We start from the raw sequence: 14,086 nt of genomic DNA, 5'->3' as shown, positions 1-14,086 counted from the left end.
GAAGGCGCCTTCGCCCGGCGGGCCTGCGGCGGCCGCCGCCGGGGCCCATCCCGCAAAATAGCGGCTTGACCGCCGCTGCCCACCCCACCCCTTCCGCCGCGCCCGCGCCCCGCCCCATCGACATCGCGCTGCTCGCCAGCGTCTTCGTCGTCGCCGCCTGCGGCCTGCTCTACGAGCTGGCCGCAGGCGCGCTCGCCTCGTACGTGCTGGGCGATTCGGTGCTGCAGTTCTCCACCATCATCGGCACCTACCTCTTCGCCATGGGCGTGGGATCGTGGCTGTCGCGCTACTTCGAGCGGCAATTGCCCGCGCACTTCCTGCGCATCGAACTGCTGGTGGCGCTGGTGGGCGGAGCGCTTCCGGCCACGCTGTTCCTGGCCAACGCCTATGCGCCGGGCGCGTTCCGCGTGCTGCTGTACGGCATGGTGCTGCTGGTGGGCACGCTGGTGGGGCTGGAGATTCCGCTGGTGATGCGCATCCTCAAGCGCAACGCGGTGCTGAAGGACCTGGTCTCGCAGGTGCTGACGTTCGACTACCTCGGGGCGCTGGCGGTGTCGCTCGCGTTCCCGCTGCTGCTGGTGCCGCACCTGGGGCTGATCCGCACGGGGCTGCTGTTCGGCCTGATGAACGCGGCGGTGGCACTGTGGGCGGTCTGGCTGTTTCGCCACGAGTTGCGGCGCCTGCGCGCGCACGTGCTGGCCTGCGTGGCCGTGTTCGGCGTGCTGCTGGCGGGGTTGGTGGGCGCGGAGCACATCACGCGCTTTGCCGAGGACAAGTTCTACCAGGACCGCATCGTGGTGAGCCGTGCCACGCCCTACCAGCGCATCGTGGTCACCGAGGGCAAGGCGGGGCATCGGCTGTACCTCAACGGCAACCTGCAGTTCGCCGAGCGCGACGAGTACCGCTACCACGAGGCCCTGGTGCACCCGGCGATGGCGGCGTTCGCCTCGGGCGGCGCCGGGCCGCGGCGCGTGGCGGTGCTGGGCGGCGGCGACGGCATGGCGGTGCGCGAGATCCTCAAGTACCCCTCGGTCGAGTCGGTCACGCTGGTCGAGCTGGACCCGGCGATGACGCGCCTGTTCACCGACGACCCCACGCTCGCGCGGCTGAACGGTGGGGCGCTGTCCAACCCCAAGGTGCATGTCGTGAACACCGACGCGTTCCAGTGGATGCAGCAGGGGAGCGTGGGGGCGCAAGACGCTTTCGACGTGATCGTGGTGGATTTCCCCGACCCGACCAACTTCGCCATCGGCAAGCTCTACACCAACAGCTTCTACGCCTTGCTGGCGCAGCGGCTGTCCGCGAGCGGCTATGCCGTGGTGCAGACCACCTCGCCCCTGGTGGCGCGCCAGAGCTTCTGGACGGTGGTGCAGACCATCGAGTCGCTGGGCCTGCGCACCGCCCCCTACCACGCCCATGTGCCCAGCTTCGGCGAATGGGGCTTCGTGATCGCCAGCCGCCGGCCCTGGCACCTGCCGCAGGCGCTGCCCGAGGGGCTGCGATTCCTGTCGGTGCCCACGCTGGCGCTGCTGTTCGACTTTCCGCGCGACATGGCGCGCGTGCCGGCCGAGGTCAACCGCCTGTCCAACCAGGTGCTGGTGCACACCTACGAGCAGGAGTGGGGTAAGGTGGCGGCCCACTGACCGCGCTGGCCGCCCGGCCGCACCGCCCACATGCAACGCCGCCAATTCCTCGCCGCCTCGGCCACCTCGGCCGCTGCCGCCGCCCTTGCCGGGTGCGGCGCCCCGCCCGAACTGGAGGGCGGCTTTGCCGGCATCGACATGGCGCGCGGCCATGCGCTGCGCGACCGGCTCCAGAAGGGCGGGCCGATCGAGCCCGACATCGTCCGGCGCACCCAGGTGGTGATCGCGGGCGGGGGCGTGGCCGGGCTGGCGGCCGCGCGCTCGCTGCGGCTGGCCGGCACCGACGACTTCGTGGTGCTGGAGCTGGAGGACACCGCCGGCGGCAACAGCCGCGCCGGCAGCGTGGCCGGGATGGCCTGCCCGCTGGGCGCGCACTACCTGCCCGTGCCGGGCGACAGCGCGCGCGAGGTGCAGGACCTGCTGGAAGAGCTGGGCCTGCGCCAGCGCGTGGCCGGGCGCTGGCGCTACGACGAGCGCCACCTGTGCCACAGCCCGCAGGAGCGCCTGTTCTTCCAGGGCCAGTGGCAGGACGGGCTGCTGCCCGTGCAGGGCGTGGGCGCCGAGACGCTGGCGCAGTACCGGCGCTTTTCCACCCGCGTGGCCGAACTGGGCCGCGCGGCGCCCTTCACCATGCCGGTGGTCAAAGGATGGAAGCCCAATCAGCCCCTGGCGCAAATTCATCTAGGGCTTGACGCTATCACTTTCATAGCATGGCTGGAGCAGGAGGGTTTCGACGACACGCACCTGCGCTGGTACCTGGACTACTGCTGCCGCGACGACTACGGCGCCGGCACGGCGCGCGTGTCGGCCTGGGCGGGCATCCACTACTTCGCCAGCCGCCACGGCTTCCATGCCCCCGGCGATGCGGCCACCGAAGACCGCGAGGGCGTGCTCACCTGGCCCGAGGGCAACGGCTGGCTCACCCAGCGCCTGGCCGCGCCGCTGCAGGCCGGCGGGCAGCTGCGCACTGGCAGCTCGGTGCTGCGCATCGAGGAAACGCGCCAGGGCGTGGAGGTGGACGTGTTCCACCACGCGAGCGAAAGCGTGGAGCGCTGGCAGGCGCGCCGCTGCATCGTGGCGCTGCCGGTCTTCATCGCGGCGCGCGTGGTGCGCAACCCGCCCGGCTTCCTGCAGCAGGCGGCGCAGCGCCTGTCGTGGGCGCCCTGGCTGGTGGCCAACATCCACATCGACGCCCCGCTGGCCGACCGCGAAGGCGCGGCCCCCGCCTGGGACAACGTGCTCTACGCCGACCCCACGCCCGGCGGCCTGGGCTACGTGAACGCCGGCCACCAGCGGCTGGACCCGCGCCCGGCCGCCACCGTGCTCACCTACTACCAGGCGCTGGGCGACGTGGCCGATGGCCGCCGGCAGTTGGCGGAGCAACCCTGGGCGCACTGGCGCGACGCCATCCTCGCCGGGCTGGCCGCGCCGCACCCCGACCTGGCCCGGCACGCCCGGCGCATGGAGATCACGCGCTACGGCCACGCCATGTCGATCCCGGTGCCCGGCACCCAGGCGTTCCTGGGCAAGATCGCCCCCCAGCGCCCGTCCAGCAAGCGCTACCAGCTATCGAACGGAGAGCGCGTACCCGTGCCGCCCACGCCCGGCACCGCGCGGCTGGCGTTCGCGCATGCGGACTGGTCGGGCTATTCGGTGTTCGAAGAGGCTTTCACGCGCGGGCACGCGGCGGCACTGGCCTGAGCGCTTTTCTCTGGCCCCCTCTGTCCATCAATGGTCATCGGTAAAGCCGTGATAGCTCCTGCGCGGCGTCAGCCCATGCTCTCTTCGAATGGAGTTTTCTGAAGGGACTTCGTCGGCATAGGGTCCGACGCCGATCGTGCGCAACTCCACGGGCAGCAGCGCTTTCTCCAAAGGACGGTCCGAGCCCTGATGACCAGAGGTCGAAGTGTCTTCCGAGCGGTGTGGCTGAATGCCGTGCAGGCTGTCACGCGCATGAATCATTTCGTGGCCGAGCGTTGCCACGTAATGGTCTGCGCTCAACTCGTACTCATCCGAGTCCTCGGATGAAAACTTCATGCCGATGTCTGGGTCGGTGTGGATCCAGACTTCGTCTGCGCCGGGAGTCTCCCTGCCGGGCATCGGGGCGGCCGCCACTTCGGGCATGAACGAATCGCCCGACGGACGGCGGCTCATGTAGCTGTCGATGTCGTCCCAATTGTCCATGGGCCGCAACTGCGTGTTGCCAGCGCTCTGCTGGCAGGAAAGCGCGTGCGGCCAACCCCCTTGCGAAGGCGTCAGCACCACGCGCTTTCGGGGCGCCATGGTGGTGATGGATTCGATCTGCCGCAGCAGAGTGCGGCCGGAAGATTGGGACGCCAGTTGCGCCAGGGTTCCCTCGTTGCGGTGCAAGAAATCCTGGTTCTTGGCTTCAAGGGCTTCCACCTGCTGGAGGGTGCGAGCGCCCGCTTCCTGCGGCCGGGGCGTATGGATGTAGACACCGGGAAAATCCGTGCGGTGGATGGGCATGGGACACCTCCTGACGGCGTTTGCCGAAAAGGGAAAGACGCTACCGGCATCTCGGTCACGCGGCGGCCCGCGACGCGAAGGAAGTGACCAGGTTCCGAACGGCATCCCGGGAAGGGGTTGGGCACTGGCGAGCTCTCGCAAACCATGGAGCCAGCAGGGATACCCCAGGCAGCCACCCAGCCCGCGTCCGAAATAGATATATCTTCTGTTTTTTAGATATATCTAATTCCTCATGAAACATGAATTCCTGGATGTGCGCCAGCCCCCTCTCGAGCGGCGCGGTGGCGGCCGCGTGTTCGGCCACGGCGGCCTGCGCCTCGTGCTGCTGCAGCTCATCGCCGACAAGCCGCGCCACGGCTACGAACTCATCAAGGCCATCGAAGACCGGCTGAACGGTGCCTATAGCCCCAGCCCCGGCGTGATCTACCCCACGCTCACCCTGCTGGAAGAGATGGGCCATGTCACCGTCACCGCCGATGGCGGCCGCAAGCTGCACACGCTGACCGATGCGGGGCGCGACCACCTGGCCGAACACCGCACCGAGGTGGACGCGCTGCTGGCCCGCATGGCCAGCGGCCTGCCGATGCGCGGCGGCGGTCACGGCGAGCGCCCGGCGCCGGTCGAGCGCGCCGTGCACAACCTGCGCCATGCGCTGCACCTTCGCCTGGCCCGCGAGCCGCTGGCCGAGGCGCAGATCCATGCCATCGCCGATGCGCTGGACGCCGCGGCGCGGCAGATCGAGCGCCTTTAGCACCTGTTCCCCGCCGGCCTGCAGGACGCCCCAGAGCGACCGCCCCGGCCCCCGTTGCCCGGAGTGCGCCCCCACGACGCCCTGGCCTCCCTCCGCAACGCCGGCATCGCCCCGGCAGAAAGCCTGAAATGACCACACTGTCCGCTTCGACCACCACCCCAGCCACCTCTGCCGCCGCCGCAGCGCAGCCTTCCCCCGAACTGCTGGCGGCGCGCGCGCCCCAGCGCATGCGCCACGAACTGCGCCGGCGCATCCTCACCGTGCAAAGCGCCGAGCGCGTCACGCCGCACTGCGTGCGCATCGTCCTCACCGGCCCCGACCTGGAGGGCTTCGACAGCGCGGGCTTCGACGACCACGTGAAGCTCATCCTGCCCGACCCCGCCACGGGCCGGATCGACTTTCCCGTGCCGGCAGAAACCGGGGGCCTTGCGCCCGACTCGCCCCGGCCCACCATGCGCGACTACACGCCGCGCCACCACGACATCGCCGCGCGCACCCTCACCATCGATTTCGCGCTGCACGACGCCGGCCCGGCCACGCAATGGGCGCTGCAGGCCGCGCCCGGGCAGACCGTCGGCGTGGGGGGCCCGCGCGGCTCCATGGTCATTCCCACCACCTTCGACGGCTACGTGCTGATCGGGGACGACACGGCCCTGCCCGCCATCGCCCGCCGCCTCACCGAACTGCCCGCCGGCGCGCCCGTGCTGGTGCTGGCCGAGGTGGACGGCCCGGCCGACGAGCAGCCCCTGCCCACCGCCGCCGATGCCCGCATCGTCTGGGTGCACCGCCAGGGCGCCGAGGCCGGCACCGCCGAGCCCCTGCTGCAGGCGCTGCGCGCGCAGACCCTGCCCGCGGGCGACTTCCACGCCTGGGTGGCCTGCGAATCGGCCGTGGCCAAGGCCCTGCGCGCGCACCTGGTGGGTGAGCGCGGCGCCTACCCCAAGTGGGTCAAGGCCTCGGGCTACTGGCGCCGGGGCAGCGCGGCCACGCACGACACGCACGAGGACTGACCGGCAGGGATCGGCAGGCGCCGCGCGGGCCCCTCATGCGGGCTGCGCGGCCAGCCCCTGCGCCACATGGTCGATCCAGGCCCGCACCCGCGCCGGCAGAAAGCGGTTGGGCGGGTACAGCAGCCAGGCCGTGCCGGAATACGCCGTGGTGTGGCGCCAGCCGGGCAGCACGCGCACCAGCGTGCCGGCCGCCAGGGCCGCCTGCGCCGTGAAGCCCGGCAGCGAGGCGATGCCCAGGCCGCCCAGGGCGGCCTCGCACCGCACCTCGCTGTGGTTGGCCACGTAGCGGCCGCGCACCTTCACCACGGCGGATTCCGCCGGGCCGCCACCGCCTGCCCCTCCGGCCCCGCCACCCGGCCGCTCGAAGCGCCAGTGCCGGTCGCGCTCGTCCTCGCCCAGGGGCAGGCAGTCGTGCTGCGCCAGATCGCGCGGGTGCTCCGGCAGGCCGCGCTGCGCCAGGTAGGCCGGGCTGGCGCACACCAGGTGTTCCACCGGCTCCAGCGGGCGGCCCGCCAGCCCCGGGGGCGGCGCGTCGGTGATGCGCACCGCCACGTCGATGTGTTCGGTGAACAAGTCCACGGTGCGGTCGGTGATGACCAGCTGCACGTCCACCTGCGGATGCGCGGCCAGGAAGGACGGCACCAGCGGGTGCAGCCGCTGGCGTCCATAGGCCTTGGGCGCGCTCATGCACACCAGGCCGCTGGGCACGTCGGCATGGTGGCCGGCCAGCGCCAGCACCTCGCGCGCGCACGATTCCAGCCCCTGGCAGCGCGCGAACGCCGCGTGGCCCGCCTCGGTCAGGCGCAGGCGCCGGGTGGTGCGCTCCAGCAGCCGCACGCGCAGCACGCCTTCCAGCCGCGCCACCTGGCGGCTCACGGCCGACGGGGTCAGGCCCAGCTCGCGCGCCGCCGCGGAAAAGCTGCCCGCCGCCGCCACGCGGGCGAACACCGCCATGTCGGGCAGGCAGTCCAGGGCGTCATTTGTGCGCATGGGGAACCAATGTTGTTCTTTGAAGGGCCATTATCGATGGCATGGCATGAATCTACGATCGCCGCATGACCACGCTGCCCCTCGCCCGCCCCGCCACGCTGCTGCGCAGCGCCGACCTCGTCCTGCTGCTGGTGGCCGTGGTCTGGGGCACCAGCTACGGCGTGGCCAAGGGGGCGCTGGCGTTCTACCCGGTGCTGGGTTTCCTGGCCGTGCGGTTTTTGCTCACGGCGGCGCTGCTGGCCCCGGCGTGCCTGCGGGCGACGCGGGCGCAATGGCAGGGCGCCCTGCGCGCCGGCCTGCCGCTGGGCGCGCTGCTGATGGCGATCTTCGTGTGCGAGACCTATGGCGTGGCGCACACGCAGGCCAGCCAGGCGGCGTTCCTCATCAGCCTGTGCGTGGTGTTCACCCCGTTCGCCGAATGGTGGATGCTGGGCCGGCGGCCGGCCGGCGCCGTGTTCGGCTTTGCGGCCGTTTCGCTGCTGGGCGCGGCGCTGCTGGCGGGCGGCGGCCTGCAGATTCGATGGGGCCTGGGCGACGGACTGATGCTGGCCGCCGCTGCGCTGCGCGCCGTGACCGTGTGCACCACCAGCCGCCTCACCCGGCGGCATGCCCAGGCGCCCATGCTGCTGCTCACCGCCGTGCAGTCCGCCGTGGTGGGGCTGGGGTGCCTGCTGGTGGCCGTGTCGCTGCCGGGCGGGCTGCCCGCCCTGCCGGCCGAGGGCGCCTTCTGGGCCGCGAGCCTGTACCTGGTGCTGGGCTGCACGGTGTTCGCCTTCATCGCGCAGAACTGGGCGCTGAAACACACCGCCCCCAGCCGCGTGGGCCTGCTGATGGGCACCGAGCCGGCCTGGGGCGCGTTGTTCGCCGTGCTGTGGCTGGGGGAGAGTCTGGGCCCGGTGCAATGGCTGGGCGGGGCGCTGATCGTGGGGGCAGCGTGGTGGACGCTCGCGCGCCAGCGCGCGGGCTGATCACCGGCTCGAAGCTCCCATTGCACCGCGACACTGCACGGCGATACTCCGGCAGACAACGCGCCCGCCCGAGCCGCAGTGACGGCGCCGACGCCCACAAGGAGCTTTCCGATGACCGACCTTCGCGACATCCTGGCGCACCTGCGCGCAGGGCGCTGGAACGAGGCCCACCAGCAGGTGCAGGACGATGCGACGCCGCTGGGCGCCTGGCTGCACGGCATCGTGCATCTGCAGGAAGGCGACCTGGAAGACGCCGAATACTGGTACGACCAGGCCCAGCGCCACTTTCGCAGCCGCGGCACGCTGGAGGAAGAGATGCAGCGGCTGGAAGCAGCCCTGTCGCAGAAGTAGCGCTGGAAAGCGCCGTCATGGCCCTGTAACGGCGCGCCGGCATCGTTGCGTTTTTCGTTCGCCACAAGCCATCGCATGCTGCCCTCTTTCCGCCTCGCGCCCCTCGCTCTTCTGGCATTCGCCGCCGCCGTGCTGCCCGCCCACGCCCAGCAGGCTTTTCCCGCCACGCTCGCCGGCCATGCGGTGCTGCCGGCGCAGACCTTCATTCCCGCGCCCAAGCATGCCCCGGCCGATCTGCAGACCAGCGGCAAGTTCACCACGCCGCAGCGCGTGGACAAGCTGGGCAGTGTGGAAGGCACCTCCGCCGGCCGGCCCACGGGCGTGTCGCTGCCGTTCAAGGGCCAGCCCGCGCAGGGCCATTCGGGCATCAAGCGCATGGCCGACGGATCGTTCTGGATCCTGACCGACAACGGCGCGGGGGCCAAGGCCAATTCGCCGGACTTCATGCTGTACCTGAACCACTACACGGTGGACTTCCAAAGCGGCCAGTTCAAGCGCCAGAAGACGGTGTTCCTGCACGACCCGGACAAGAAGGTACCGTTTCGCATCGCCGAAGAGGGCACGAAGGAACGCTACCTGACCGGCTCGGACTTCGATCCCGAGAGCTTCCAGTTCGCCGGCGGCGCGCTGTGGATCGGCGAGGAGTTCGGCCCCTACCTCATCAAGGCCGATCTGTCCGGCCGCGTGCTGGCCGTGTTCGAGACGCAGGTGGACGGCAAGGTCGTGCGCTCGCCAGACCACCCGGCCATCACCGCCGCGGGCGCGCCCGATGCCAAGGCGCCGGCCTTCGAGATCAAGCGCTCCAAGGGCTTCGAAGGCATGGCATCGTCCAGGGACGGCAGCAAGCTCTACGCGCTGCTGGAAGGCCCGGTGTGGAACGAATCGGCCAAGGCCTACGAAGCGGTGGAAGGCGGCAAACAATACCTGCGCGTGCTGGAATTCGACGTGAAGCAGGAAAAGTGGACGGGCCGCCACTGGAAGTACGTGCTGGAGGCCAACCACCACGCCATCGGCGACTTCAACATGATCGACGAGAACACCGGCCTGATCATCGAACGCGACAACGGCGAGGGCACGGCCGACAAGGCCTGCCCCGAAGGCCAGAAGCGCACCGACTGCTTCCACGACCTGGCGAAGTTCAAGCGCGTGTACAAGGTGGAGCTGACCGATGCCAACGCGGGCGCCGAGCTGCGCAAGGTGGGCTACATCGACCTGCTGAACATCCAGGACCCGCAGCGCCTGGCGAAGAAGCCCTTGAACAACGGCGTGCTCACCTTCCCGTTCTTCACCATCGAGAACGTGGACGTGGTGGACGCCACGCACATCGTGGTGGGCAACGACAACAACCTGCCGTTCAGCTCCAGCCGCGAGCCCAACCGGGCGGACGACAACGAGTTGGTGCTGCTGGAAGTGGGCGAGCTGCTGCGCGCGCGCTGAAACCCTGCAGGCGGCGGGCCCCGACCCGGGTGGCAAAATCGCCGCACCCTCGGGGCACCCGGTTGCGCGGCGCTGCCCCCGGCGGCCTTTTTCCACGCACCGGGAATCCACACGCATGTTCACTGGCATCGTCCAAGCCACGGCGGCCCTCGCCGCCATCCATGACCGCGAAGGCCTCAGGACCTTCATCATCGATTTTCCGCCCGGCTTCTGCCAGGACCTCGCCGTGGGCGCGAGCGTGGCGGTGGATGGCGTGTGCCTCACGGTGACCGAGCTGCTGCCGCCCCACGCGGCGGCGTTCGACGTGGTGCTGCAGAGCCTGAACGTGACCACCCTGGGCAGCTATGCCGTGGGCGACCGGGTGAACGTGGAGCGCGCGGCCAAGGACGGCGCCGAGATCGGCGGGCACCCGCTGTCGGGCCACATCGACTTCGCCACCACGCTGCAGTCGGTGCGCGAGTCGGACAACAACCGCGTGTGGCGCGTGGACATTCCGCCCGCCTTCCGCAAGTACATCTTCGCCAAGGGCTACATCGCCATCCACGGGGCGAGCCTGACGGTCTCCGAGGTGAACCGCGCCGAGGGCTGGTTCGAGGTGTGGCTGATCCCCGAGACGCGCCGCGCCACGGTGTTCGAGCACAAGCAGGCGGGCGACCGCCTCAACATCGAGATCGAGCGCAGCACGCAGGTGGTGGTGGATACCGTGCGCGAGGCGGTGCAGGAAAGCCTGGGGGCCCTGCAGCCGGTGCTGGAGGCGCTGCTGCGCGACAAGGGCCTGTCGCTCGAAGACTTCGTGCAGCCGCCCGTGCTGCCGCGCTGAAGGGCCACCGGGCTCCGGGTGTGGCAGCCCGGCATCAAAACGGGCTCCAGCACATATTCCACTAGGGCGTATCGCTATTAATTCAATAGCAAACGCCTGGACACGTCAAAGAATGACCAGCTCCCCGGCGCCCGTGTCCGCCCGGGGCTCCGCCAGCACCACGCGGTTGCGGCCCGTTTCCTTGGCGCGGTACATCGCCGCGTCGGCCTCGGACAGCAATTGGTCCAGCACCAGGCCGTGGCGGCCGGAATCGGCCACGCCGAAGCTCGCCGTCACGCGCAGCGGCTCGGGCGATGCCGGCAGCAGCAGCTGCAGATTCGCCACCACCTCGCGCAGGCGCTCGGCCAGCCGCACGCCGTGCGCGGGGTCGCAGTGGCTCAGCAGCACCACGAACTCCTCGCCACCGAAGCGGCCCACCAGATCGCCCAGCCGCAGTTCGGCCCGCAGCGCGCGCGCCACCGACACGAGCGCCTGGTCGCCCACCGCATGGCCCCACTGGTCGTTGAGCATCTTGAAGCGGTCCACGTCCAGGATGACGATGACCACGCCGAAGCCGTGGCGCCGGGCCTGCGCGAGCACGCTTTCCGCCGCGTCGAAGAAGGCGCGCCGGTTGGGCAGGCCGGTGAGGAAGTCGGTGTTGGACTGCTCGCGCAGCTGCGCGATCAGGCTGTTGCGCTCGCGCTCCAGGGCCTCGCGCTGGCGGGTCTGCAGCTGCAGCTCGCGCGCAGCGCGGATCACCGCGGCCATTTCGTCGTTGGCGGCGGGCTGGGGCAGGGGCGCATCCAGGTCGTTGTTGGCCAGCGCCTTCAGCGCCCGCGCGGTCTGCACCAGCGGGCGCAGGACGCGCCGGTCCACCATCGACAGCGCCACCAGCAGCAGCGCCAGCAGCACCACCGAGCCCGCGGCCACCAGGCCCAGCATGCGCACGGCCCGGGTGTATTCGGCGCTGGCGCGCTCGCGCAGCTGGTTGAGCAGCGTGTCGCGCACATCGAAGATGGTGTTCATGTCGGGCACGTAGAGCGCCGCGAAGCCCGCGGCGTCCAGCCCGTAGCGGCCGTTGCCCTCCCCGGCGGCGATCATGCGGTCGATGAGCGGCCCGGTATCGCGGAAGTAGCGCTGCTGCACCGTCTGCCACGCCTGGGCGATGGGGCGCGGCTGCTCGGGCACCGAAAGCCGCAGCTCGATCAGGAAGCGCAGCTGCGCGATGCGCCCGCGCGTTTGCTCGATGGCCCGGCGTTCCTCGGCCGTGAACGGCTGCTGGCGCGCCAGCGCCGCCGTGAAATGCGAACCCAGCAGCCCCGCGAACTCCCGCAGTTCGGCCGTGAGGCGCGCGACCTGCACGTCATCGGCCAGGGCCGGGTAGTGCTGCCGCGCGGCATTGGCCAGGCTGCTCGTGACCGGGGCCAGCAGCGGCACGATCGCCACCATGCCGTAGACTGCCGAACGGATCGACTCCGGCGCCCGCGCCTCGCGCGGCTGTGCCACCACCTGGTCCACTGCCGCACGGGCCGTGGCCAGCGCCATCTTGGCGGCGAGCACGCGCCGCGCGCTGTCGGCCAGCGTGGGATCGCCATTGCGCGCTGCCAGCACGCCATGCAGCGCGTCGAAAGCGCGGTCGGTGCGGGCGCGGGCCTGCGCCAGCGGCTGCTGCAGCTCCTGCGGCAGGGGCGACGGGCCGCCCAACACCCCGTTGGTGGGGCCGCGCTCGCGCGACACCATCTCGGCGGCGAGCAGCCCCGCGCGCAGCTGGTCGATGGCCTCCACGCTGGCCGCCGACGCTCGCACCGACTGGTACTCCGTCGTGGCGATGCGGCCGACCAGCAGCATCGTGGCCAACACCACGAGGGCCCCGAAAAGGCGAAGGAATCGGCTTAAAGACATGGTGGTCTGGCATCAGTACGGCAGGGCAGCGGTGTGGAAATTCTCTCACCTGCATCCGATCGGGGCGCTCCGGCCGCGAACGGATGGGCCAAATGGCGACGGTTTTCGGGGAATTGGCAACGAAAGGATGCAAGAAATGCGCCTGCACGGGCCGGCAGGCACCGGCCGTAGGATGGAGGCCTTCGCTGCCCGTGCCGCCCCCTCGCACCGCCCACGCCCATGCCCGCCCACGCCCGATCCCACCCCCTGCCATCCGCACCGCTCCGGGCGCGCCCGCTGGCCGCGGCCGATCTGCCCGGCCTGCTGCAGGTGCAGCGCGCCTGCTATGGCGAGGGGCTCGAGGAAAGCCATGCGGTCTTCCTGCGCCGCCTGGCGAGCCCGGCGCAGTGCTCGCTGGCCCTGGAGCGGGACGGCCACCTGGGCGCCTATCTGGCGGCCTACCGCTCGCTGCGGGGCAAGGTCACGCCGCTGCACGGCGACTTCGAGGCCGCTCAGGCCCCCGACACGCTGTACCTGCACGACATGGCCGTGGCGCCCGCGCTGGCGGGACAGGGCCTGGCGCAGGTGCTGCTGGCCGCGGCCTGGGCCACGGCACGCAGCGAAGGGCTGCGCCACAGCGCGCTGGTCTCGGTGCAGGGCTCGCAGGGCTACTGGGCACGGCACGGCTATGCCCCCGCACCGCTGCAGGACGCTGCGCAGCGCACGCGGCTGGCCACCTACGGCGAGGGCGCGGTGTACATGGTGCGGGACCTGCCGGGGGATTGAGCGCCCCGCCCGCAGCAGGGCTCAAGCGCCGCCGCCGCGCTCCTGCCCGGCCTGCGCCACGATCCAGTCGCGGAAACGCCGCAGCTCCGGATCGATGAGCGCGGGCGCCGCATAGACCAGGTGGTACGCCAGCGGCGTGGCCAGCGCACCCGCCTGCACGCCGATCAAGGCGCGCGTGGCCAGCTCGCGCCCGATGAGCGCGCGGCGCACCAGCGCGAAGCCCCGGCCGGCCACGGCGGCTTCGATGGCGCCGTTGGAATCGGCGAACACCACGCCTTGTTCGGTGTTTACCCGGGGCATACGGTGCGCCTCGCACCACAGCCGCCAGTCGCCCCGGTGCTCGTCGTGCAGCAGGCGGTGGCCGTCGATGTCGCGGGCGCGCGCGATGCGCCGCGGCGCGATGAGGCGGGGGCTGCACACGGGCACGAGATCGTCGGCCAGCAGCGCTTCCGCCCGCAGGCCCGGGTACTTTCCCATGCCGTGGCGCACCGCGAAATGCACGCCCTCGCCGGCCAGATCGACCGTGCGGTTGGTGGTGCTCACGTGCACGTCCAGGCCGGTCACGTGCTGCTGGAAGTCCTGCAGGCGCGGCACGAGCCACTGCACGGCGAAGCCAGGCGTGCAGCTCACCAGCACGACGCGCCGCGCGCCGGCGGCCACCCGCGAGGTGGCGTGGCCGATGACCGCGAGCGCATCGCTGCAGGCCGACTGGTATTCGGCACCCGCCCGCGTGAGCGCCAGGCCGCGCGGCAGGCGCTCAAACAGCGTGCAGCCCAGGAACTCCTCCAGCTTGCGCACCTGCTGCGACACCGCGCCCGGCGTGACGTGCAGCTCGGCGGCGGCGCGGCGCACGCTCAGATGGCGCGCAGTGGCTTCGAAAAATCGCACGGCGATGAGGGGAGGCAGGCGCATGACCGTTCAGTCAAAATAAACAGTCGCGCAGCATAAATGGTTTGCGCGAACCCACCGGATTTCGAAGAATG

The 14,086-nt window shown here is 71.0% G+C and carries 13 protein-coding genes; 9 read left to right on the top strand and 4 right to left on the bottom strand.

The window, feature by feature from the left end; translation table 11 throughout:
- Positions 1-65 precede the first annotated feature (65 nt).
- On the top strand, positions 66-1,643 hold the full coding sequence (locus tag AVAK2825_RS10150; RefSeq protein WP_284397446.1) for a polyamine aminopropyltransferase: 1,578 nt from the start codon (positions 66-68) through the stop codon (positions 1,641-1,643).
- A 30-nt stretch (positions 1,644-1,673) separates the two neighbouring features.
- Positions 1,674-3,344: an NAD(P)-binding protein gene (locus tag AVAK2825_RS10145; RefSeq protein WP_284397443.1), complete on the top strand. Its 1,671-nt coding sequence runs from the start codon at positions 1,674-1,676 to the stop codon at positions 3,342-3,344.
- Positions 3,345-3,371: 27 nt separating this feature from the next.
- On the opposite strand, the gene AVAK2825_RS10140 is transcribed toward AVAK2825_RS10145, so the two are convergent.
- Positions 3,372-4,130 (bottom strand): M91 family zinc metallopeptidase, encoded by a 759-nt coding sequence (locus AVAK2825_RS10140; RefSeq protein WP_284397440.1) that lies wholly within the window; start codon positions 4,128-4,130, stop codon positions 3,372-3,374.
- A gap of 232 nt (positions 4,131-4,362) precedes the next feature.
- On the opposite strand from AVAK2825_RS10140, the gene AVAK2825_RS10135 reads away from it, so the two are divergent.
- Both AVAK2825_RS10135 and AVAK2825_RS10130 read left to right on the top strand, forming a co-directional pair.
- Positions 4,363-4,881: a PadR family transcriptional regulator gene (locus AVAK2825_RS10135; protein ID WP_284397437.1), complete on the top strand. Its 519-nt coding sequence runs from the start codon at positions 4,363-4,365 to the stop codon at positions 4,879-4,881.
- 128 nt (positions 4,882-5,009) lie between these two features.
- A complete protein-coding gene (locus AVAK2825_RS10130) occupies positions 5,010-5,891 on the top strand; it encodes a siderophore-interacting protein (protein WP_502870522.1) in 882 nt (293 codons plus the stop codon).
- 33 nt (positions 5,892-5,924) lie between these two features.
- On the opposite strand, the gene AVAK2825_RS10125 is transcribed toward AVAK2825_RS10130, so the two are convergent.
- The gene (locus AVAK2825_RS10125; RefSeq protein WP_284397434.1) at positions 5,925-6,881 is read right to left on the bottom strand and encodes a LysR family transcriptional regulator; all 957 of its coding nucleotides are present in this window, start codon (positions 6,879-6,881) and stop codon (positions 5,925-5,927) included.
- Positions 6,882-6,946: 65 nt separating this feature from the next.
- Here AVAK2825_RS10125 and AVAK2825_RS10120 point away from each other — a divergent pair, with 65 nt between their 5' ends.
- The 4 genes from AVAK2825_RS10120 (at position 6,947) to AVAK2825_RS10105 (ending at position 10,457) form a co-directional block, all read left to right on the top strand.
- Entirely contained in the window at positions 6,947-7,849 is a 903-nt protein-coding gene (locus tag AVAK2825_RS10120; protein ID WP_284397432.1) for a DMT family transporter, read from the top strand.
- Between the two features lie 111 nt (positions 7,850-7,960).
- Complete coding sequence (locus tag AVAK2825_RS10115) at positions 7,961-8,200, top strand: hypothetical protein (RefSeq protein ID WP_284397429.1); 240 nt, start codon at positions 7,961-7,963, stop codon at positions 8,198-8,200.
- 75 nt (positions 8,201-8,275) lie between these two features.
- A complete protein-coding gene (locus AVAK2825_RS10110) occupies positions 8,276-9,637 on the top strand; it encodes an esterase-like activity of phytase family protein (protein ID WP_284397426.1) in 1,362 nt (453 codons plus the stop codon).
- Between the two features lie 115 nt (positions 9,638-9,752).
- On the top strand, positions 9,753-10,457 hold the full coding sequence (locus AVAK2825_RS10105; RefSeq protein ID WP_284397422.1) for a riboflavin synthase subunit alpha: 705 nt from the start codon (positions 9,753-9,755) through the stop codon (positions 10,455-10,457).
- A 105-nt stretch (positions 10,458-10,562) separates the two neighbouring features.
- Here the strand turns inward: AVAK2825_RS10105 and AVAK2825_RS10100 are convergent, their stop codons facing one another.
- A complete protein-coding gene (locus tag AVAK2825_RS10100; protein WP_284397418.1) occupies positions 10,563-12,338 on the bottom strand; it encodes a diguanylate cyclase in 1,776 nt (591 codons plus the stop codon).
- Positions 12,339-12,557: 219 nt separating this feature from the next.
- Here AVAK2825_RS10100 and AVAK2825_RS10095 point away from each other — a divergent pair, with 219 nt between their 5' ends.
- Positions 12,558-13,103, top strand: a complete 546-nt coding sequence (locus AVAK2825_RS10095) for a GNAT family N-acetyltransferase (RefSeq protein ID WP_284397415.1) — start codon at positions 12,558-12,560, stop codon at positions 13,101-13,103.
- A 21-nt stretch (positions 13,104-13,124) separates the two neighbouring features.
- Here AVAK2825_RS10095 and gcvA read toward each other — a convergent pair whose 3' ends face one another.
- Entirely contained in the window at positions 13,125-14,015 is an 891-nt protein-coding gene (gene gcvA, locus AVAK2825_RS10090) for a transcriptional regulator GcvA (protein ID WP_284397412.1), read from the bottom strand.
- Positions 14,016-14,086 lie beyond the last annotated feature (71 nt).

This window comes from Acidovorax sp. SUPP2825 (assembly GCF_030158995.1).
GTDB lineage: Bacteria > Pseudomonadota > Gammaproteobacteria > Burkholderiales > Burkholderiaceae_C > Paracidovorax.
This window is presented reverse-complemented; position numbering and strand designations above follow the sequence as displayed.